The sequence below is a fragment of the Rhizobium leguminosarum bv. viciae USDA 2370 genome (genome assembly GCF_002008365.1).
Lineage (GTDB): Bacteria > Pseudomonadota > Alphaproteobacteria > Rhizobiales > Rhizobiaceae > Rhizobium > Rhizobium leguminosarum.
Window position 1 is genome coordinate 239,001 of record NZ_MRDL01000047.1, and the last position, 21,417, is coordinate 260,417.

The window sequence follows — 21,417 nt, forward strand, 5'->3', positions numbered from 1 at the left end:
ATGGATGCGCTCCGTCCAGTGTAGCGAGTAACCGCGATGCGTTCCTCAACGATTTTAAGTCTCGTTATTGCGTTTGTGCTCGCAGCAGCAGCCGTTTTCGGCATGCGCGAGTATCTCTCCGATCAGAAGGCCCTGCTGCTGGCGATGAACGGCATGAAGGCCGAGGAAAGAACACTCGTTGTCGCCGACAAGCCAATGCGCTTCGGTGACCGGATCCGATCCGAAAATCTCAGAGCCATTCCGTGGCCCTCGAATGAAACACCCGCAGGCTCGTTCGTCAGCATCGAGGCGGTCGTTGGCAGCGATGCCCAGCCGCGTTATGCCATGGCGGCGATCGACCCCGGCGAGCCGGTGCTATCCTCGAAAATCACTGGTGCCGGCGAACGCGCCACGCTGTCGGCGGCGCTCGACCAGGGCATGAAGGCGGTTTCCATCCGCGTCAACGACGTGCTCGGCGTTGCCGGCTTCGTCAGGCCTTCCGATCGCGTCGACGTGCTTCTGACACGGGTCGTACGCGGGCCGGCGGGCAACGATCAGAGCTTGGTTGATGTGCTGCTGCAAGGCGTCAAGGTGCTGGCGGTGGACCAGACGGCAGACGAGCGCAAGGACGAGCCGTCCGTCGTGAAAACCGTGACCTTTGAGGTCACGACCGATGAGGCGCAGCGCCTTACTCTCGGCTCCAGTATCGGCACGCTGTCGCTGGCGCTTCGCAATATTGCCTCTTCCTCTATCGAGCAAACACGACAGATCACCGTCGCCGACCTCGGTGGCGGGGCGATGGCGGCGGAGCTCGGCAATGATCTGGAAAAGAATAAGTTGCCAGAACCCGAAAAACAAGTGCAGATTGTGGAGCCAAAGGTTGAGCCGGTATTGTCGGTCGAGCCTAAGTGGGTAACAGTGGGGGTCTGGAACACGACGAAGCGCGAGGAGCACCGAGTCGGCCTGATCCAGTGATGTTTATGCGGCCTGCCGCGGGTGCGGCCAGCCGAAGGAGGGGGCTAAAGCAGGCATGGCGAACGGCAAGAGACGAATCGCAAGGATGAAAAGCCTTGCGGCACTGGCGGCAGTGTTTTCGGCCTGTGTGTGTTTAGGGCCCGGATTTGCCGGCTGCGCCAACGCACAGGAAAAGTCCGTCACGCTTGGCAAATCGGTCCAGCGTGTGACGTTGCCTCCGAACGCGACGCTGACGCTCAATACCGGCCAGCCCTTCGGCGATCTCGTTATCGGCAGCGCCGATATGATCGACGTGGTGCCGCTCTCCGACCGGTCGCTGTTCATTCGCGGCAAGCAGATCGGCGCCACCAATATCTCGGTCTATGGCGACGACAAGTCGCTTCTCGGTGTCATCGACATCCGCGTTGCCAGCGATTTCACCGAAGTCGCCGCCGCCATTCGCTCTGCCGCGCCCTCGGCCCGGGTTACCGTGGTCAACTCCAACAATCGCATTCGCCTGACAGGCATGGTCCGTGACGGCGTTGAATTGCAGCGGGTGATGGAAGTCGCCCAGTCCTATTCCGACCAACCGGTGCTGAACCAGTTGCGCGTCAGCGACAGCCAGCAGGTGATGCTGGAGGTCCGTATCATCGAAGCCTCACGCCAGACGGGTCGTGACCTCGGGATCGGTTGGTCCGGGCACGGCAACAACGGCATCGGCAAGGCAACGACTAGCCAGGGTATCACCGTGAATGATGACGGCAGCCTGGCCCGTAGCCTCCTTGACCCCAAGGGTGCGGCAACGGGTATGCTGCCCTTCGGCCAGTTGATCGCCAAGGTGCTGGAAATCTCCGGCGGCCGCATCGACGTGGTCATCAATGCGCTCGAGCAGAAGGGATTGGTGCGTCGTCTGGCTCAGCCGAACCTTATCGCCATGAGCGGCTCGACCGCCAGCTTCCATGCCGGCGGTGAAGTGCCGATCCTGAAGACGACGAACAACGGCACGACAGTCGCCACCGAGACGGACTATCGCCCCTTTGGTGTGCGGCTGACCTTCAAGCCGGTGGTGCTTGACGACGGCGTCATCAATCTGGAGATCGAGCCTGAGGTTTCCGAGCTTGATCCGTCGATCAGCGTCAACGGCAATCCGGGTTTCATCTCACGCGCTGCCAGCACGACGGTAGCGCTTCGTGACGGCCAGAGCTTTGCCATGGCGGGCCTGCTGCAGTCGATCAATGCCAAAGATATCCAGCAACTGCCGGGCCTCGGGAAGATACCGATCCTCGGCGCACTGTTCCGTTCGACGAGTTTCCAGAAGAAGGAATCCGACCTCGTTATCGTCGTCACCCCGCACATTGTGCGACCGGCCCGCCCGGGTGAGGACCTCTACAGTCCGCTCGATCAGACGCGCTCGTCTAATGACGTCGAACTTTTCGCGCTCGGTGTCTTGGAAGTCGACAAGGACATGCTCCGACGCTTTCGCAATGGCGTCGGCGTGACTGGGCCCTATGGCCATCGTCTCGACCTGAACCAGGGAGCCCAAGTTGTTGTTACAAAACGCTAAGCGCGTCCTTTTCCTCCTCGCAGCCGCCGGCCTTGCTTCCGGTTGCGCCGACTACATGAACCATCGCGACTCGATCACCTTCGGGCTCGGGAATGCTGTGGAAGCAAACAAGGCCATCCATATCGAGGACCCGTTCCCGCCGGAAGCCCAGCGAACCCGAATCGCAAGCGACGGCAAGGTGATCCGCAGGGTGGTCACGCAGTACCAGAACGGCGGGATGGGCGTTGTTCCGCCGTCGCCGGCCATGGGGGCTAATGGGGCGTCCAGTGTGGCTACCGTTAGCCAATAGCTGGCGAAAGGCATGAACGGCGGTAGCGCGCCGAAGGGGAAATGCACGATAGAGGGTCGTCACGGCGATAGCGCCGCGATGGGGGTATGCCAATGCTGAGCAGGGTTATCAGACGGTTCTGGAACGATCATCGTGGCTATGTCATCGCCTTGACGCTCATCGCCATGCCGATGCTTCTCGGTTTTTCGCTGCTGATCATCGATGTCGGCCGCAGCAGCAACCTGCATACCGATCTTCAGAACGCCGTCGATGCGATGGCGCTGGCCGGAGCCCGCGAACTCGACGGCCGCGATGATGCCATTTCGAGGGCGCAGACGGCGATCGAGAAAATCGCCAATAGCGCGGCTTTTTCCGGGGGCGGGGCCGGCATGTCGCTTGGCTCGCATATTACCGTGGCCTACCACGCCGGCAACGATGCCGGGAGCACGGTCACCGTGCTTTTTCTGAAGAGCATCCCGGCCAACGACGACACGCCCATCCCGTCTTCGATGCAAACGACAGCGGCCAACGACGCTTCCTACGCCTGGGTCATCGCCAAGCCTCAGGCGATGCAGACGATATTTCCGGTCCCGGTCGGCTTCACCCGCGATACGATCAACATCGCTGCCGACGCCGTGGCCGTATACCATGCCAGCGCCTGTGATATCACGCCGATCTTCATCTGCAATCCCTATGAGCCGGCTGGCAATACGAGCCCGGCCGCCAACGAACAGGCGGCGGCGGATCTCCACACCAACTTCGCGGCCGGCAATCTCTACGGCCGGCAAATCGAAATGTACAGCACGTCTTCGTCCAGCCCCGGGCCTGGCAATTTCGGGTTCCTGAGAACCCCTCTGGGCAATGGCGCAAGCGTGATGGCCGACGCTTTGGCTACCGGGAATCCGGGGGCCTGTTATACGAAGGACAAGCTGGATACCGAAACGGGTGCCATGGCCGGGCCAGTAGAAGACGGCGTCAACACGCGATTCGGTATTTATCAGGGGTCGTTCAAGGGCTTGCGCAATGATGGCCGCTACCGCCCGGCCCAGAACGTGCGCTCCGCACAAAAGCAAACGGGACAGAACGGCTGCAAGGCCTACGACCCGGTGCTGGTCGGCAGCACCGTTGGCGATGTCACCAAGGCGGTGCCATTGGGTTACGGTGCAGCCATGTCGCCCCTCGGCGGCGGCAAGATCAGCACCAGCAACAATTGGAACTATGCAAACTACTGGACCGTCGCGCAGGGCGGCACGGCCCCATCGGTCAGCGCGATTCTCAGCAATTATTCCAGCTATCCGCCGCAGGCCGGCGGAACACCGAGCCGGCCCTCCGCCTATGACGTCTATCGTTACGAGCTCAACACCGCGGCGCTGCTCAATCATGCCTCGGCAAACGGCGAAATCGGCAATCCGACGACAGGCGGCGGACAGTGCTACTCGGGGCCGGCCCTGTCGAACTACACGGCGGGCGAATATGGCGACCGCCGCGAGATTTTCGCCGCCATCGTCAATTGCGGCTACGAGGCCTCGGTCGACCATTTGAACGGCCACAAGCAGACGCAGGCGGTTGCCTTCGCACGCATGTTCATGACCAAACCGGCGATCAAGGCTGGCAACGAGCGCTATCTGTCGCTTGAAGTGATCGACATCAGCGGCAAGGGTGGACGGGGCACACTCGAAGATTTCCTCCGGGAAGAAGCGGAGCTGGTCAGATGATGGCGCTCCGCAATTTTATCTTGCATCGGCTTGGCCTCGGCTTCTGGCGGCGGCAGGAAGGCGCAGTGCTTGCCGAAGCGCTGCTCGCCATCCCCTTTGTGACGCTCTTTGCGGCGGGGATACTGGAGTTTGGCAGCATCTTTTGGCAGCGCATGCAGATCGACGCAGGCTTGCGCGATGCCGGGCGTTACCTTTCGCGGTGCCGACCGGTGTCGGGAACCTATGTGCCGACATGCAATCAGGCGACGGCGAAGACGATCGCCTTTTACGGAACGCAAACACCTGCGGCAAACGCTCAACCCCGCGTCCCCGACTGGAAGGATCCTTCCGACATCACCATCACTGCACCCGATGCAGACGGGAACATCACCCTTTCCACTGCTCATCTCTACAAGAACTCGCCAGTGTTCGGCTTTCTGGGAATCGGTGCCATCACGATCAGTTCCTCCCACGAAGAGAGATATATCGGATGGTGACCTCTAGGGCGATCAAGACATTCTGGCAGGATAGCAGTGGTGTCAGCCTTGTCGAAGCATTGCTGACCTTTCCGATCGTCATGCTGGTATTCGCCGCCTTCATCGAGTTCGGCTATGCCATGTCGCAGTGGAATCAGACGGTCAAGGCACTGCAATATGGCGCCCGTTTGGCGGCGGTATCCGATCCGCTGACCACGAATTTCAATGCCGTTTTCCCAACAGATGCCGCCGATCCACTCAACAACGGCAAAGCGGCGCCGAACGATGCAACAATATCCTCGACCTGCGGACCGGCTCTGGCAAACTGCACGGCGGCATTGAACCGGATTGTCCGGGGAAGCGACGGCGTTTGCAACGCGGGAACCGATCCTCGCCCCGGCATTTGCGACCTCAATTGGCGCATCACGCCGGATAAGCTGATGGTCACCTACCAGCGATCGGGGCTCGGCTATTGGGGCCGGCCTGACGGGCCCGTGCTGACGATGCGGCTGGAGGTGCGCAACATCACCTTCGATCTGCCGATCCTTGGCGGGCTGTTGGGATTGAACGACGTCACCATCCCGGCCCATCCGGTGACGATCACGACGGAAGATCTGAAGACCTGCTCAACCTGCTGACTCCTTAAATTACGCGTAGGAAAGCGAAATGACAGCTCACATGAACATTGCCGCATCCACCAAGATCCTGGTTCTCTCCGACGACGCGGCAGCAGCGAGCTTCATGCTCGATACGTTTGGGTCGCTTTCGCGTTACGATGTCCGCCATCTCTCGCTGAAGGCGCTCGGAGAAAAGGGTCGGTTCGATCCGACGCAGTTCGACCTGATCGTTCTCGACGTCGACAACGGGAAATTGCTGCACCAGCCGGAGCTCTTCGCGTTTCGCACCAGCTATCGGGACATTCCGCTCGTCGTCGTTTCCGAAGACCTACCGGACGACATGCTGCGGCTGCTCTTCCGCCTGAACGGCAATGACTGGCTGAAGAAACCCCTCGAGCGCCGCGCACTGATCGACATGATTTCGACCCATGCGCCAGGCACTGGGGCCAGCGACAGCCGGGTGCATGCCGTGGTCTCAGCCGTCGGTGGCGCGGGCGCCAGCATGATCGCTTCGTCGCTTGCGCATGCGCTGGCCCAGCCGACCAAGAACTCGACGCCGCGGATTGACTTGTTCGACACGGATTTTTGCTCCGGGATGCTTGGCTATTATCTCAACCTCGTCAACGACTACGACTTAAAACCAGTCATCGCCAATCCTTCCCGGGTCGATCTGGAATTCATCGATCTGGTTCGAAAGCGTCATTCGGGGGGCTTTTCACTGCTGTCCTTCAAGCAGCCAGCAGTCCTTCTGGCACCCAAGGGCCGGGAACTCGTGCTGCGTATGCTCGACGTAGCCGCCTTCGAGAGCGACCACACGATCATCGACATTCCCTATTATGACACGCCGTGGAAATACGAGGTGCTCAGCTCGGTCAACAGCATCTGCATCGTCACCGAAATGACGGTCCCTGCGCTTTCTCAAGCCAAGGATTTGTTTGCCAATCTGGTACGGCTGCGCGGCAGTTCGGATCAGATATTGATCGTCATCAACAAATACCGCAGCAAGCTTTTCGGCCTCGGCCTGCGCCGACAACAAACGGAGAAGATCTTCAAGGAGATCCCGACGCATGTCATTGCGGATGACTGGGATACTCTGAGCGAGGCAGTCAACCGCGGCGTGCTGCCAGCTCAAGTGAATTCCCGGGCGCGCTTCTGCGGCGCGGTCGGCAAACTTGGAGCACTGGTGCGATGACGGCGATCGACAGTGGGCGCATACGGTCCCGCGCCGCCGATGTCGGTCTTGCGGTTTTGGCAATTCTGGCCGCTGTCGGGAACGCTGCGGCAGGCGGGCTTGTGCCGCGAAGCCTTGGGCCGACGACAAGCGCCGTGGTGACGATCGAAAAAAGCTATGCGGCTGGGACAATCGTCATCGTCAGCGGCAATCGTACGCTGGATCTCGTCATCTCCGAAGGACGCGCGATCCGTTACAAAATCGGCGTCGGACGAGACGGATTTCGCTGGAGCGGTACCGTCAAGGTTGGACGCAAGGCAGAGTGGCCTGACTGGCGCCCGCCTGCCGAGATGAAGGCGCGCTCAGCCGGACTTCCGGACCTGGTACCTGCCGGACCGCTTAATCCCTTGGGTGCCCGCGGGATCTATCTCTACAAGGGCGGGACCGACACGCTCTATCGCATTCATGGAACGAACGAGCAGTCGACGGTCGGCGGTTTCGCGTCATCGGGCTGTTTTCGCATGAGCAATGCCGACGTCATCGATCTCTATGCGAGGGTGAAAGTCGGTTCCACGGTCATTGTAAAATAAGAGTTCAGGGGTGGGAAACATGGCGAACGGTATCATTGGGCGTTTCTACAAGCAGCGGGAGCCAGAAAGCCGGGAACATCTGGAGGCGGCCGAACTGTCTTTGGTCGGCGCAGTTGAAAACATGCCTGCCCAACCGGCCTCCGACAGCGCCACGGCGAGCGGCGAAGAGGCTTCGTTCGGGCCGGACATGGTTTCCGAGCGGGTCAATCTGCACCGCTACCTGCTCGATCGCATCAACCTCGGGATCCTCGACACACTCGACAACGAGGAGATCGCCACCGAGATCCGGCCGTTGGTCAAGGACTATATCCGGAACAACAACTTTCCGCTGAATGCCAAGGAAATCAATGATCTGATCCGCGATATCACCGACGAGATGCTGGGGCTGGGACCGATCGAGCCGCTGCTGGCCGATGACACGATCGCAGATATTCTCATCAACGGCTACAACAGCGTCTATGTCGAGCGAAGCGGCAAGCTCGAGAGCACCGCCGTGCGGTTCAAAGACGAGGACCACCTGCTTCGGGTGATCAACAAGATCGTCTCGGCGGTTGGCCGCCGTGTCGACGAGTCAACGCCGATGGTTGACGCCCGCCTCAAGGATGGATCGCGTGTCAACGTCGCCATCAGGCCGATCTCGGTCGACGGACCGCTCGTTTCCATTCGCAAATTCACGCGCAAGCCGCTGACAATGGAGCGCCTCGTGCAATATGGCGCTATGGCCGATGCGATGCGCGTCCTTCTCAGCGCCGCGGTCAAGGGCAAGGTGTCCATGGTCATTTCAGGCGGCACCGGTTCTGGCAAGACCACCTTGCTGAACGCTCTCTCGTCGCAGATTTCTCCAAGGGAGCGCCTGATCACCATCGAGGATGCAGCCGAGCTTCAACTGCAGCAGCCGCATGTCGGGCGTCTGGAAACCCGGCCGCCAACGCTCGACGGGCGCAACGAAATCCGTCAACGCGAACTTTTGAAAAACGCCCTGCGCATGCGTCCCGACCGCATCATCGTCGGCGAAGTACGCGGCGACGAGGCGTTCGACATGCTGCAGGCGATGAATACCGGTCACGAGGGGTCGATGACGACCATTCACGCCAACACGCCGCGCGACGCCGTCGGCCGGCTTGAGCAGATGGTCGGCATGGCAGGGATGCCGATGTCGCAGTTGAGCATTCGCTCGCAGATCTCGTCCGCCATCACCATGATCGTGCAGGTCCAGCGCCTGAGCGACGGCAGCCGCAAGATCGTCTCGATTTCCGAGATCACCGGCATGGAAGGCGAAGTCGTGCAGATGCAGGAGATTATGAAATTCAAGAAAATCGGCACCGATGAAGGTGGGCGGATCCATGGAGAGTTCCGCGCCACCGGCATCCGGCCGCGGTTCGTCGAGGAATTTGCCGAACTCGGGATCGAGATCCCTGTGGCGATTTTTGATCCCGGCAAACCGCTGCAAACGGGACCTGTCCAATGACCCTGACTCTCCTTTACGCCGCCGTTTTCACCGCCGCCCTTGTCGCTGTCGAAGCGATCATGCGCAACTACTTCAAGAGCTCCGAACGACACCGCGCCGTGAACCATCGGTTGAGCTTGCTCGAGGTCAGCGATGATCATCGCAAGACCTATAGCGATATGCTGAAGGAGCGCGGTGCCGGCGGCGGTTGGCGGCAAACCCCCATCACGCAGCGGCTGCTGCAGTTCTACGCCCAGTCGGGAATCAAGTTCGATGCCAGGCGATTTGCTCTCTTCGCGATCGCGGGCGCCCTTTTGACGTGGCTGGCCGCGGGGTTCCTCGTGCCCAGCACTCTGTTCAGGATCCCCGTCTTTCTCCTGATCTGTCTCCTCATCCCGGCGCTCGTCGTCTGGCGCGCCCGGGCGCGCCGCATGCGGAAGTTCGAACTGAAGCTTCCTGAAGCGCTCGATGTCGCCAATCGCAGCTTGGCCGCCGGCCACCCGCTGCCGGCGGCGATTTCTTTGGTGGCACGTGAGATGCCCGATCCGATCGGCACCGAGTTCGGCCTCCTTTCGGATGAGCTCACCTACGGCGTGACGCTGGACGATGCCCTTGTCAACTTGGCGAACCGGGTCGGCGTCGAGGATCTGAACCTGCTTGCGATATCGCTGAGCGTGCAGGCCGGAACCGGCGGAAACCTCGTGGAGATCCTGCAGAACCTTTCGAAGACGCTGCGCGACCGGTATATGCTGAAGGCAAAGGTCAAGGCGATTTCCTCGGAAGGACGCATCACGGCGATCTTCATGTCGGGCTATCCGTTCCTGCTTTACGCGATGATCAAGGCGTTGTCGCCGACCTACTTCGATCCCGTCTGGGATAGCGGCCACGGAACCATGGTGGTGAGCGTGCTGCTGGCCGTCATGGCGATCGGGAACGTCATTCTCTACAAGATGGTCAACTTCGAGTACTGAGGCAGTCATGTCGAGTGAGTATGGAATTTACCTCATCGTCTTCTTTGCAGTGCTGATCTTTTCCGCAACAGCATCGGAATTGTTTTTTCGACAGCGCGAGGTCTCGGTCCGGGTGTCGAAGAGCTCGGCGGCATCAGGCGAGGAGTTCCACCTTGGCGATACGACGATTGCCGATCTCGGCGAGGCGGAAAACCGCCTGATCCGTCGCTATTTCGAGATTACGCGACGTGACACCAATGTGAACTCCACCCAGAACCGGCTGATCCGGGCGGGGTATTTCGCTGCCGGCGCCGTGACCACCTTCCAGGTGGTTCGCGCGGTGATTTGTATCAGCATGCTGGTCGTAGCGGTCTGGGCCTTAAACCGGTTCGCGCCTGATATGTCGCAGATAGTGACGCTGATCCTTGGCATGTTTGCTGCGGGCGCGACCTTTATTCTGGTCAACATCTATATCGACCGGCGCGGCGCCGCCAAGGAGAGGGAGTACCGCCGCCTCTTTCCCGATTTCATGGATATGCTGATCGTCTGCCTTGATGCGGGGATGAGCATCGAGGCGGCGGCGAACCGCGTTGCCCGGGAATTCGTTGCCAAGCAGCAGGACTTCGGCCTGCATCTCTCGATCATGATGCTGGAAGTGCGGGGCGGCCGGCGATTGCGCGAGGCGCTCGCCAACCTTGCCGTCCGCCTGAGGATCGACGAGGCCCGGGCCCTGTCCGTTCTGTTCCGTCAATCGGAAGAGCTCGGGACCAGCGTAACGCAGACGCTGAGGGTCTACTGCAAGGAAATGCGCGACCTCCGTATTATTCGCGCCGAGGAAAAGGCAAACGCCCTGCCGGTCAAGATGCTGCTGCCGCTCGGCGCGTTTCTTTTTCCGGTAAGCCTTATCATCGTTCTCGTTCCCATTGTTATCCGTGTCATCAGTCTTCTCATCGGCATGAAACCCGGCGGTTGAGCCAAGCGAGGTCATATGCAGTATTCGCTCGAACAGAATCGTAAGGATGCCATCATTTCCATCGATCCGCGTATGCCAATGGCACCGGCAAGCATAGAACAAGCCGGACTGGATCCGTCGTTCCTGCTTCGGCTGGCGTCAAAATGCGCGGCCGAGCAGGACACCACCACGGCATCCCATCTCGCTGACCGAATGAAATTGCCGAAAGTGATCGTCAATATCCTGATCAAGGAGCTCGTGAAACTCGCCTATCTCGAGGCGCGCGGCTTGGCTGGTGAGGATGTGAGATCCGATATTCGATATGCGCTTTCCATGAAGGGGTTCGAATATGCCCACGCGGCGTCGCGTCAATGCCAATATGTCGGCCCGGCGCCGGTGTCGCTGGACGCGTTCTGCCGGCAAGTCGGTTTGCAGTCCATCCATCACGAGCGCGTGACCCCGGAGCGGCTGAACGACAGCCTTGACGGGCTGGTGCTCTCGGATGCCTTGGTCGAAAAGCTCGGCCCGGCCATCAACTCCGGTCGCTCTATCCTGCTTTACGGCCCACCGGGCAACGGAAAGACGAGCATCGCCGAGCGGACGTCGCAACTGTTCCGCCAAACGATCTGGGTGCCCTATGCCATCGAGGTCGGCGGCCATGTCATCAGTTTCTATGACGAAGCAGTGCATCACCCCGTATCGGAGGTTGACACGGAATCCCATCCGAAAGCGGATCAACGATGGATCGAATGCCGCCGTCCGGTGATCAAGACGGGCGGGGAATTGACCCTCGATCAGCTCGACCTCACCTTCAACGAAGGACCGAATGTCTACGAAGCGCCCATACACTTGAAGGCATCAGGCGGCGTTTTCATCATCGACGACTTCGGGCGCCAACAAGTGGCGCCGCAGGCGCTTATCAATCGCTGGATTGTGCCGCTGGAGCGCGGATATGACTTCCTGACGCTGCACACCGGCAAGAAATTCAGGGTACCCTTTGACGAGCTGGTGGTGTTTTCGACGAATATCGCACCCAAGGACCTTTCCGACGAGGCGGGCTTGCGGCGACTCAAGTATAAGATCTTTGTGAACACGCCGTCGCGCGACGAATATATCAGAATTTTCAAATCCTATGCCAGCAGCACCGGATTGGCTGTGTGTGATCCAGACCTGAACCTGTTCTACGATCGCAAGTACAAAGGCGATGTGCTGGCGTCTTGCTACCATCCGAAATATCTTCTGGATTTCGTCGGTTCTTATTGCGAGTTCAACGGCATAGCCGGAAACGCTTCGCTCGATATGCTCGAACGGGCGTGGGAAGGCGTGTTTACATCGGAGTGATTGCGGGCTTGTCACTGACACGGCGTGTTCCTGGACAATGTGTCCAACGCAGATTTGATGACTTACGGGGAGTAAACGAATGACTAGCATTCCGGGCATTGAGGTCGAAGCAGACCGCGCAAAACCAAGCAATTTGCGAGTGATAGAGCAGCGGGGCTCAAAAAGCTCGCTACTCGTCGGTTTGCTGCTGATGCTCTTGCCTGTGAATGCTGGCGTTCTCATCTATACCGCCAAAAACTCAGCCGATGTTCGCGAGAGCCGCGAGACCATCGCCGCGCTTAAGAGGTCCATCGATGGTCTGAGGGGACAAATGGAAAAGCAGTCGGGCAACATCGCGGATAATGCCAAGGCTGACGAAGTCGCACTTATCCGCCAGGGGATGGATGAGCTGCAAAAGACTATGATGAACGAACGGCGAAACGACACAAGTGGTCTTCGGATGGGTTCAGCTTTGGTCCTTAGCGCACCCGGCAAGGAGCCGGCACAATTTTTCGCACCCCGTGCCGTGCCGGCGGAAGCTCAAGCTTCGGATAGCAGCCTTGCGTCCCTCGAAGCCGGGGGCATTGCCGTCAGTGACCTGCCGCGTTACGAGCGCACACTCTCGCCGGAAGGCCAGCTCATCCTTCGGAAGGCCCGGTAAACCCCGCGTTCGCCGAAATCTCCAAAGCAATCGGTGGATGCTGCCAGGGGGCGCCGATGCTCGCAATGCGCAAGGGCAATCTCATCTCGACCCAGATTGTCGATCGCTGCAGGGCCTATCACCGCTGAGCGTAATTTACGCTGTTCTTCATCAATTCGAGATTACGGGCAGTGACTTCGTTTCCGGGATCAAGCTCATAGGCTTTCAGGAAATACCGCCTGGCCGTGCGCAAGTCACCGCGCAACAGGTGAGAATATCCGATATTGTTGTAGTAGACCGGGGTGTTGCCGATCATTCGCGAGAGTTGCTGGTAGGCGCGGTCGGACGTGTCGAAGCGGGCAACCATGTCGGCGGAGGCCGCCAAGCCTAACCAAGCAGCCGGATCCTGCGGAAAAACGTCAACCGCTCGCTTGTAAATGGCATAAGATTTTCCGTAGTTCTTTTCCTGAAACTGCAATTTGCCGGTGGTTATCAACTCGTCGTTCTTATAGAAGGCGACGGCTGAGTCATCCTCAAGGGTCTTTGCACTATCGCCATAAGCAGCCAGGCCATCAACGCCGGATGACTGGCAACCAGCTAAAATCGCTCCAGTCGCTATCAAAAGCGCAATGCATTTAGTCCCAGCTCTGATCTGCAATATTGGCAATTTGATCCCCATCAGACACTCTTACCTAAGACTCGGATGCGCTCACCGGCGATCATCGTAAAAAAAAGCTAACAACTCAAGAATTTAAGCACATACTCACAAAAAAGCGACAGAGGCGATCTTCGCCGGAACGCGACAGCGTGATAAAAATGCCTGCTATCCAAGGTAGGCATCATCTTCCCCCCGGTGACTCCCTGAGTGGAAATCAATCAACGTCGCCTATCCCCCTCCTCAGGTCAAAGGATGGAACGCCGCATGCGGATCGCTATTTTCACGCTGATGCGACTCGGGCCATCGCTGACTTACGCGACAGCATCGATCTTCGTTCTCAGCATACCGCTCCTGGAAAGCCACGCCTCAAGTGCCTTCGCCTGGTGGCTTTATATGACGATACTTCCGGTCATGCGCGAGCCTATCTATCTGCTTTTGGCGATACCCGGCGTTGGAATTTGGAGCGCCACGGTCCTGTTGATGCTGGCATCGATTTTCGGGATTCGAGTGGCCATGCAGCCGCAAAGACACCGCCGGTCAGGATTCATCCATGCCCATATCGCGCTGATCGCGACCGGTCTAACCATGGTGCGGGGAGCCGTTGCGCAAGCCGGCCTTTCGGAGTTTGCGCTGCCTCAATTTCAACGGGGCGACTGGTCGTTCCTGCCGCTATCCCAACCGCTTGGGACCTTCCTTTTCATATCCGTGTTTTTGGCCTGCATCTGCAGCCATTTAACAGTCATCAAGCGTGCAATATCGGCGTGATAGAAAAGGGTTGAACCGCCCCGCCGGAGGCGCGGCAAGACGCACCTCGAGTCGCGGCAGCGCAGGCAGGACCGGCTCGAGCCAAGGCGCAGGAGAAGTCGAAGCTTGGCGCAGCCGCCTTGAAGATTTTCGGTTTCGCCCGGGTCGCCGCCTTCGGCCTTGCTGTCCATCCTGTCGCTCGCCATGACCTTGAAAATCCTCCGGGACAAGGCCAAGCTCCCATCCCATCGACATCAGCCTTTCAATCCGCGAGGGTCTTTACCACCATGCCCGATACCTACCCACCCTCGAACCTGGCGGCGATCGACGCCGCACACCACCTGCATCCCTTCGCCGACATGAAGAAGCTGAATGCCGAGGGAACGCGCATTATCCAGCGCGGCGAGGGCGTCCACATCTTCGACAATCACGGCAAAAAATATCTCGACGGTTTCGCCGGCCTCTGGTGCGTCAATATCGGCTATGGCCGCCGGGAGATCACCGACGCCGTGGCCAGGCAGATGAACGAGCTGCCCTATTACAACACCTACTTCGGCACGACTTCGACGCCGACGACGCTGCTGGCGCAGAAGGTCACCTCGCATGCCGGCGAGCGTTTCAACCATGTCTTCTTCACCGGCTCCGGCTCGGAGGCGAACGACACCTGGTTTCGCATGGCGCGTGTCTATTGGAGCGCCGTCGGCAAGCCGTCGAAGAAGATCATGATATCGAGGAAGAACGGTTATCACGGTTCGACCGTTGCCGGCGCCAGCCTCGGCGGCATGAAATACATGCACGAGCAGGGCGATCTGCCGATACCGGGTATCGTCCATATCGGCCAGCCCTACTGGTACGGCGAGGGGGGCGATCTCACGCCCGCCGAATTCGGTCTGAACGTCGCCCGCGAGCTCGAAGCGAAGATCGATGAGCTGGGCGAGGAGAATGTCGCAGCCTTCGTCGCCGAGCCGGTGCAGGGGGCGGCCGGCGTCATCATCCCGCCCGAGACCTACTGGCCGGAGATCGATCGCATCTGCAAGGCGCGCAATATCCTGCTGGTGACCGACGAGGTGATCTGCGGTTTCGGCCGGCTGGGCGCCTGGTTCGGCCACCAGCATTTCGGCGTCGAGCCCGATCTCGCGCCGATCGCCAAGGGGCTTTCCTCCGGTTACCTGCCGATCGGCGGCGTGCTCGTCAGCGACCGCATCGCCGATGTGCTGATCAACGAGGTCGGCGAATTCAATCACGGCTTCACCTATTCCGGCCACCCGGTCTGCGCCGCCGCTGCACTCGAGAACCTGCGCATCATCGAAGAGGAAAGACTGGTCGAACGGGTGCGCGATGATATCGGACCCTATTTCGGCAAGGCCTGGGCAGCGCTCGCTGAACATGATCTCGTCGGTGAGGCCGACAGCATCGGCCTGATGGGCGGCCTGCAGCTTGCCGCCGAGAAGAGCACGCGCACCCGTTATGCCAAGCCCGATCAGGTCGGTGCGCTGGTGCGCAACCACGCGCTGGCAAACGGCCTCGTGCTGCGCGCCACCGGCGACCGCATGCTCGCCTCGCCGCCGCTCGTCATCAGCCACGCAGAGGTGGACGAGATGGCGAGGATCACCCGATTGGCGCTGGATTTGGCCTGGAAGGAGCTGAAATCCTGATTTCGCTCAGCCCGGCTGGTTGACCCAGGCATAGCCGAAACGGTAGCTGTCGCCGCCGCGCCGATAGAAATAGGGCACGTCGATCACCGACGCCTGCGGTGCGGACGCGCCGAGATTGGCCTGCAGCCATTCAGCCATATCAGGCGGAAGCGCTTCGCTTCCCCCCTTCCGCGGGAGGAGCCACACGAGGAGAAGCGGTCGCCGACCAGCAAGATCCGGGTGGAAGCCGGGATAATCCGCGGAGAGGACCGGCACGCCGGGAATATCCTGCCTGAGATTGCCGGCGAGCAGGCTGTCCCCGGCAAGGACCGCCGCCGGTTCGGCCTGCCTGCGCAAGGTTTCCAGCATGCCGGCATAGGGCCTGTTCAGCCGCTCGTAATGGCCAGTGAAGCGTGCAGTCGCGACGCTCCCGTAAAGGGCCGCCGGCACACCGATCATGATGACGGCGACGAGGGGCATAAAACGCCGGAACGCCCTGTCCGTCGCGACGCCTGCCGCCTCGATCTTCAGGCAGAAATAGAGCGGCAGGATGAAGAGCATCGGCACCAGCCAGCGATCCTTGATTCCGGCCGCGCCGCCGAAGACGATCAGAAGCAGAATGCCGGCCAAGAAGACGAGCATCATCCGCTCGAGTAGCCGCGTCCATTCCGAACCGGAGCCGAGTGCCGGACGAAGGCTCCTGCCGAAGACGAGCGTGAATACCGCCACGGTCAATCCGGCAAAGCTGATGATGGCGAGAGCCAGTGAACTGACGCCCATGGCCACCTGGGTGAGATAGCTCGCATGGCCGCTCGCGGTCATCTTCTCCAGGGTGCGTGCGGTGGCGAAATCGAGATTGTCCTTCAGCCAGAAGAGATGCGGCAGGATGATGACGAGCGCCACCGCCGCCGTCAGCATCAGCCGCCAGTCGAAGATCCGCGGCCGCAGGCGCGCATCCGAAAGCGCGGCAATCAGGGCTGCCGCGGGCAAGATCGCGAAATTATATTTAGCAAGCAGGCCGAAACCGATGCCGATGCCGGCGATGAGATAGGAGGCGAGGCTCGGCTGCTTCAGGCTGCGGATGAAGCCGTAGAAGAAGATGCTGGCCGAGAAGAACACGGCGACCGTATGCGTCAGGTCGCGCTGCATCTCGAAAGCAATCTGCGGGATCGTCAGCAGCCCGAGCGTGGTGATCGCCACCAGCGCCTTGTCGCGCAGGATAAGCCGCGCGGTCAGGCCGTAGAGCACGTAGGAGCTGAACAGCAGTAGGTTCTTCACCACCGAAAGGGCGGTTAGCGAGACACCGGCGAACTGGAAGACGGTGTATTGCAGCCAGTTGTAGAAGGGCGGCTGCGGGCCGTACCCGGCGGCAAGCCATTGCGAGCGGAAGACCTGTTCGGCCTCGTCGAGATCGAGAGAATGCGAGGTTGCGAGCCGCACGCCGACCTGAAGCACGAAATAGGCCGCCAGCAGGGCAAAGATCCAACTGATGTCGCGACGGTTGCTCTCGGTCATTCTATTTGCTCTCCGGCCGAACCCAGGCGTAACCGAGCGCGAAATTGTCGCCCTGGCGGCCGAAATAATAGGGAAGCGACAGCGAGCCGATCTCCTGCAGCGCGATGCCGGCCGCCGTCAGCGCTGATGAAAACCGCTCCGGCATGATCGCATCGGCAGCCGTCGCCGTTTTCTTGCCGCGCCAGACGATCAGCACCGGCCCCTTGGCCTCGGCATAGGCCGGAATGCCCGGTGCCGGAAAATCCGGGATCACCACCGGCACATCGGGAAATTGCAGCCGCATGTTTCCGCCGATATAGGGGTCGGAAGCGATCACCAGTGCGGGTTGCGCCTGTCGCGTCATTTCGCGCGAAAAACCCGCCATCGGCACATTCGGCCGGCTGTAGGTGCCGATCAGCCCGGCGCCGACGACACGGAAACCGAGGGCGATCAGCACGCAGGCCATCAGCACCGGCAGCACCGGCCGGAAGCGGCGCAGCCCGGCGGAAAGGTCGAGCCCGGCCGCCTGCATCTTCGCCAGGAAATAGATCGGCAGCACCAGCAGGAACGGGTCGAGCCAGCGCTCGCGCACCGTGGTGGAGCCGGTGAAAAGCACGATGAGAGCAATGCCGGCGAGACTTGCGAGCATCATCCGCTCCATCATCCCCGTCCAGCGGTTGCCCGCCGAAAGCGCCCGGACAAAATCCCGGCGAAAGGTGGCGGCGAAGATCAGCATCGGCAGCGCCGCAAAGGCGATGATGGCGACGAGAAAGGCGACAAGGCCTTTGCCGATCCGCACGGCGCCGGCCGGTTCGCTGCCGGCGGCCATCTTGACCAGAGTGTCGGAGGAGGCGAATGCGAGATTGCCCTGCAGCCAGACCGCGTGCGGCAGGACGATGACGAGCGCGACAGTGATCGCCGCCAGCATGCGCCAGTCGAGCGCCCTGCGCCGCCATTCGGCATCGGGCAGGATGGCGATCAAAGCGACGACAGGCATCAGCGCGAAATTATATTTCGAGATCAGCCCGATGCCGGTCGCAAGCCCAAGCAGGAGATAGCTGCCGATATCGGGCCGATCGAGCGTGCGGAAGAAGCCGTAGAGAAACAGCGAGCTGGCAAAGAGCAGCGCCGTCGTGTGGGTCAGGTCCTGCTGAGCCATGTAGGAGACCTGGGGCAGGGTGATCAGCGCCAGCATGGCGACGGCGGCAAGCGCCTGATCCTTCAGCGCCCGCCGCCCGGCGAGGCCGTAGAAGAGATAGGATAGGAACAGCAGGATGTTCTTCGGGACAACAAGCGCGCCGATCGACATGCCCGCCACCGAAACGACGGCATATTGCATCCAGTTGTAGAAAGGTGGCTGCGGACCGTAGCCGGCCAGCAGATATTGCGAGAAGAAGGACTGCTCGGCCTCGTCGAGCTCCAGCGAATGCGGAAGCGCGATGCGCAGCGCGATGTTGAGCACGAAATAGGCTGCAAGCAGCAGGCCTGCGGTTCTGATCGTGCTCGTCACGCGCTCCAGCATCGTGCTGCCGGCTTAGGCTTGGCTTTGATCGTCGAAGATCTGCCGCACGATGTAGTTCGGAGAGGCGTCGTCGCGATAATAGGTGCGCGCGATCATTTCCGCCAGGATGCCGGTGGTGATCATCTGCACCGACGACAGCAGCAGCACGACGCCGACCATCAGCATCGGGCGCGTGCCGATATCGTTGCCCATGATGAACTTGTCGAAGCCGAGATAGAGCAGGATCAGCATGGCGAGCGCGCCGAGACCTAGGCCGAGCGAACCGAAGAAATGCCCCGGCCGCGCCTTGTAGCGCATGAAGAACATCACCGACAGCAGGTCGAGGATGACGCGGAAGGTGCGCGAAATGCCGTATTTCGAAACACCGTGCTCGCGGGCATGGTGGGTGACGGCCATCTCGCCGATACGCGAGCTCGGAACGACACCGGCGACCCAGGCCGGGATGAAGCGGTGCATCTCGCCCATCAGCTTCACCTGCTTGATGATCGAGGCACGGTAGATTTTCAGGCTGCAGCCGTAATCATGCAGCTTGACGCCGGTGATGCGGCCGATCAGATAGTTGGCGCACCAGGAGGGGATCTTGCGCAGGAACAGGCCGTCCTTGCGGTTCTTGCGCCAGCCGACCAAGAGGTCGAGTTCACGCCGTTCCAGCTCGGAGACCATCGAAGGAATGTCCTTCGGGTCGTTCTGGAGGTCGCCGTCCATCGTCGCGATCAGGCGGCCCTGGGCCGTGTCGATGCCGGCCTGCATGGCTGCGGTCTGACCGAAGTTGCGCTGCAACTCGACGATCCTGAGCGCTAGCCCCTCGCGCCCGACGTACTTTCGGGCGTTGACGAGCGTCGCATCCGTGCTGCCGTCATCGACGAGGATCAGCTCCCAGCGATGGGGGTAGCTAACCATCGCAGCCACGACACGCTCGATGAGCGGGCCGACGCTTTCCTCTTCGTTGAAAATGGGTACGACCAGCGACAGCTCGAGCGATTGTACCGGGTCATTCGTACCGCGAATGGGCTCTACCGTTGTCTGCAACTTTCATCTCCAAAAGGCCGGACGGCCGAGCAATCTTTAATGCTGCCGCCGCACTTGCGGAAGGCTACTACATGAAGTGTCCGCCGGTTGCCAGCGGGCAATGCCGGTTTCCCGCAATCGGCTGATCTGCCTGGGCGCTATTTCGCGCCGCCTTCCACCCAGGAGTAACCAATGGAGAAGCTGCGTTTGCCGTCACCGAAGAGATAGGGCAGCGTCAGCGTCTTCAACTCTTGCAGATGAATGCCCGATTTGACGAGGTCATTGGCGAAACCGGGGGAAATTGTTGGATCATCTGCGGTCTCGCCGCGCCAGATAACCAGCACCGGCCCCTTCGCGTCCGCATATTCGGGAACCCCTGGACCGGGGAAGAACGGGATCACGACGGGAACATCGGGAAACTCCAGCCGCATGTTGCCGGCCACGAACTTGGTTCCCGCCACGATGAGAACCGGCTTGCGGGTCGCGGTCAATTCAGCCACGTAACCGGAAAAGGGTACGTTCGTTCTTGTATACGTGCCGATATATTGAATGCCGACGATCCGGAAGAGAAGGATCGACAGGATGACGACCATGAAGACCGGCACCACGGGCCGGAAGCGCGCAAGACCGGCGGAAAGATCGAGACCTGCGGTTTCCAGTTTCAGGAAAAGATAGATCAGAAGGACGAGCAGGCATGGGTCGAGCCAGCGCTCGTGGATATCGCTGGCGCCGGCGAAGAGGACCACGCCGACGAAGGCGAGCAGGCTGATGATCATCATCCGCTCGATCACCCGGATCATCGGGCTGGAAGAGGAGAGCGCGCGAAGGAAGTCGCGCCGGAAAGCGGCCGCGATGAGAACGATCGGCAATGCGACGAAGCCGAGGACGGCGATGATGAGAGACAGCAGTCCTTGCCCGATGCGGGGGAGGCCGGCCGGGGCCAGGTGTTCGGCGGTCATCCGCTCCAGTGTCGGCGCAGACGCGCTGGCGAGATTGTCAGGCAGCCAGAGCGCATGCGGCAGCACGATCAGAATGGCAAGGACGGCCGCGGGCAGCAAACGCCAGTCGATGAGACGGCTGCGCCATTCCCGCTCCGGCAGCACGGCAATGAGGGCGGCAAATGGCAGGATGGCGAAATTATACTTCGAGATGAGCCCGATGCCGGTGGCGATGCCGATGAGGAGGTAGCTCCCGATCGTCGGCTGGCGCAGCGTGCGGAAAAAACCGAAGAGGAAGAGCGAGGTCGCAAACAGCAGGGCAACCGTATGGGTCAGTTCGCGCTGCGCCATCAGGCCAACCTGCGGCAGGGTAATCAGGCTCAGCATGGCGACGGCTGCGAGCGAACGGCTCTTCAGCACCTCGCGGGCAGCAAGCCCGTAGAAGAGATAGCAGCCAAAGAGAATGATGTTCTTGGGCACCGAGAGCACCCACATCGATATGCCGGTCACCGAAACGATGGCATATTGGATCCAGTTGTAGAAGGGCGGCTGCGGACCGTAGCCGGCAAGCAGATATTGCGAGTAGAAGGACTGCTCCGCCTCGTCGAGATCGAGCGTATGCGGCAAGGCGATGCGAAGCGCGATGTTCAGCAGGAAATAGGCTGCCAGAAAAATGCTTGCGCTGGTAATGCTTCTGGTAATCCGCTTCAACATCGATCTCCACGTCAAGCCGGCAAGGCGCCATCATTTACCGGTCGGCCGCTCGGATCGTCGGCGTGGAGGCGTTTTCACCGCCA

At 60.5% G+C, this 21,417-nt stretch carries 20 protein-coding genes; 15 read left to right on the forward strand and 5 right to left on the reverse strand.

The genetic code is table 11. The features are described 5' to 3' along the window. The first annotated feature begins 36 nt into the window (after positions 1-36). The 13 genes from cpaB (at position 37) to BS629_RS25230 (ending at position 12,643) form a co-directional block, all read left to right on the forward strand. Entirely contained in the window at positions 37-954 is a 918-nt protein-coding gene (cpaB, locus tag BS629_RS25170; protein WP_018241341.1) for a Flp pilus assembly protein CpaB, read from the forward strand. 55 nt (positions 955-1,009) lie between these two features. After that, the gene (locus BS629_RS25175) at positions 1,010-2,497 is read left to right on the forward strand and encodes a type II and III secretion system protein family protein (protein WP_018241342.1); all 1,488 of its coding nucleotides are present in this window, start codon (positions 1,010-1,012) and stop codon (positions 2,495-2,497) included. Then, positions 2,481-2,786, forward strand: coding sequence for a hypothetical protein (locus BS629_RS25180; protein WP_026188331.1), 306 nt, complete (start codon positions 2,481-2,483; stop codon positions 2,784-2,786). Before BS629_RS25175 ends, BS629_RS25180 begins: the two co-directional genes overlap by 17 nt. Positions 2,787-2,878: 92 nt before the next feature. Beyond that, positions 2,879-4,480 carry a TadE/TadG family type IV pilus assembly protein gene (locus BS629_RS25185; protein ID WP_018241344.1) on the forward strand — a complete coding sequence of 534 codons (1,602 nt, stop codon included), beginning with the start codon at positions 2,879-2,881 and terminating at the stop codon, positions 4,478-4,480. Then, positions 4,477-4,956 carry a TadE/TadG family type IV pilus assembly protein gene (locus tag BS629_RS25190; RefSeq protein ID WP_018241345.1) on the forward strand — a complete coding sequence of 160 codons (480 nt, stop codon included), beginning with the start codon at positions 4,477-4,479 and terminating at the stop codon, positions 4,954-4,956. The genes BS629_RS25185 and BS629_RS25190 overlap by 4 nt, the downstream gene beginning before the upstream one ends. Further along, entirely contained in the window at positions 4,950-5,573 is a 624-nt protein-coding gene (locus BS629_RS25195; protein ID WP_018241346.1) for a TadE/TadG family type IV pilus assembly protein, read from the forward strand. Before BS629_RS25190 ends, BS629_RS25195 begins: the two co-directional genes overlap by 7 nt. A gap of 28 nt (positions 5,574-5,601) precedes the next feature. Next, positions 5,602-6,744 carry a P-loop NTPase family protein gene (locus tag BS629_RS25200; protein WP_018241347.1) on the forward strand — a complete coding sequence of 381 codons (1,143 nt, stop codon included), beginning with the start codon at positions 5,602-5,604 and terminating at the stop codon, positions 6,742-6,744. Next, a complete protein-coding gene (locus BS629_RS25205) occupies positions 6,741-7,313 on the forward strand; it encodes a L,D-transpeptidase (protein ID WP_018241348.1) in 573 nt (190 codons plus the stop codon). Before BS629_RS25200 ends, BS629_RS25205 begins: the two co-directional genes overlap by 4 nt. 19 nt (positions 7,314-7,332) lie before the next feature. Beyond that, positions 7,333-8,781: a TadA family conjugal transfer-associated ATPase gene (locus tag BS629_RS25210; RefSeq protein WP_018241349.1), complete on the forward strand. Its 1,449-nt coding sequence runs from the start codon at positions 7,333-7,335 to the stop codon at positions 8,779-8,781. After that, complete coding sequence (locus BS629_RS25215; RefSeq protein WP_018241350.1) at positions 8,778-9,731, forward strand: type II secretion system F family protein; 954 nt, start codon at positions 8,778-8,780, stop codon at positions 9,729-9,731. Before BS629_RS25210 ends, BS629_RS25215 begins: the two co-directional genes overlap by 4 nt. Before the next feature lie 7 nt (positions 9,732-9,738). Next, positions 9,739-10,683 carry a type II secretion system F family protein gene (locus BS629_RS25220; protein ID WP_018241351.1) on the forward strand — a complete coding sequence of 315 codons (945 nt, stop codon included), beginning with the start codon at positions 9,739-9,741 and terminating at the stop codon, positions 10,681-10,683. Positions 10,684-10,698: 15 nt separating this feature from the next. Next, entirely contained in the window at positions 10,699-12,003 is a 1,305-nt protein-coding gene (locus tag BS629_RS25225; protein ID WP_018241352.1) for an ATP-binding protein, read from the forward strand. Positions 12,004-12,082: 79 nt separating this feature from the next. After that, complete coding sequence (locus tag BS629_RS25230) at positions 12,083-12,643, forward strand: hypothetical protein (protein ID WP_018241353.1); 561 nt, start codon at positions 12,083-12,085, stop codon at positions 12,641-12,643. A gap of 118 nt (positions 12,644-12,761) precedes the next feature. Here the strand turns inward: BS629_RS25230 and BS629_RS25235 are convergent, their stop codons facing one another. Then, the gene (locus BS629_RS25235; RefSeq protein WP_026188332.1) at positions 12,762-13,283 is read right to left on the reverse strand and encodes a tetratricopeptide repeat protein; all 522 of its coding nucleotides are present in this window, start codon (positions 13,281-13,283) and stop codon (positions 12,762-12,764) included. Positions 13,284-13,544: 261 nt separating this feature from the next. Between BS629_RS25235 and BS629_RS25240 the strand changes: the two genes are divergently transcribed. Then, a complete protein-coding gene (locus BS629_RS25240; protein WP_018241355.1) occupies positions 13,545-14,045 on the forward strand; it encodes a hypothetical protein in 501 nt (166 codons plus the stop codon). A 266-nt stretch (positions 14,046-14,311) separates the two neighbouring features. Then, the gene (locus tag BS629_RS25245; RefSeq protein WP_077988537.1) at positions 14,312-15,679 is read left to right on the forward strand and encodes an aspartate aminotransferase family protein; all 1,368 of its coding nucleotides are present in this window, start codon (positions 14,312-14,314) and stop codon (positions 15,677-15,679) included. Positions 15,680-15,685: 6 nt separating this feature from the next. On the opposite strand, the gene BS629_RS25250 is transcribed toward BS629_RS25245, so the two are convergent. The 4 genes from BS629_RS25250 to BS629_RS25265 all read right to left on the reverse strand — a co-directional run bounded on the left by BS629_RS25250 (position 15,686) and on the right by BS629_RS25265 (position 21,334). Continuing rightward, positions 15,686-17,173 carry a glycosyltransferase family 39 protein gene (locus tag BS629_RS25250; protein WP_018241357.1) on the reverse strand — a complete coding sequence of 496 codons (1,488 nt, stop codon included), beginning with the start codon at positions 17,171-17,173 and terminating at the stop codon, positions 15,686-15,688. 1 nt (position 17,174) lies between these two features. Continuing rightward, positions 17,175-18,674, reverse strand: a complete 1,500-nt coding sequence (locus BS629_RS25255; protein ID WP_018241358.1) for a glycosyltransferase family 39 protein — start codon at positions 18,672-18,674, stop codon at positions 17,175-17,177. Between the two features lie 12 nt (positions 18,675-18,686). Then, complete coding sequence (locus BS629_RS25260) at positions 18,687-19,703, reverse strand: glycosyltransferase family 2 protein (RefSeq protein WP_018241359.1); 1,017 nt, start codon at positions 19,701-19,703, stop codon at positions 18,687-18,689. A gap of 137 nt (positions 19,704-19,840) precedes the next feature. Continuing rightward, the gene (locus tag BS629_RS25265) at positions 19,841-21,334 is read right to left on the reverse strand and encodes an ArnT family glycosyltransferase (RefSeq protein WP_018241360.1); all 1,494 of its coding nucleotides are present in this window, start codon (positions 21,332-21,334) and stop codon (positions 19,841-19,843) included. Between the last annotated feature and the right edge of the window lie 83 nt (positions 21,335-21,417).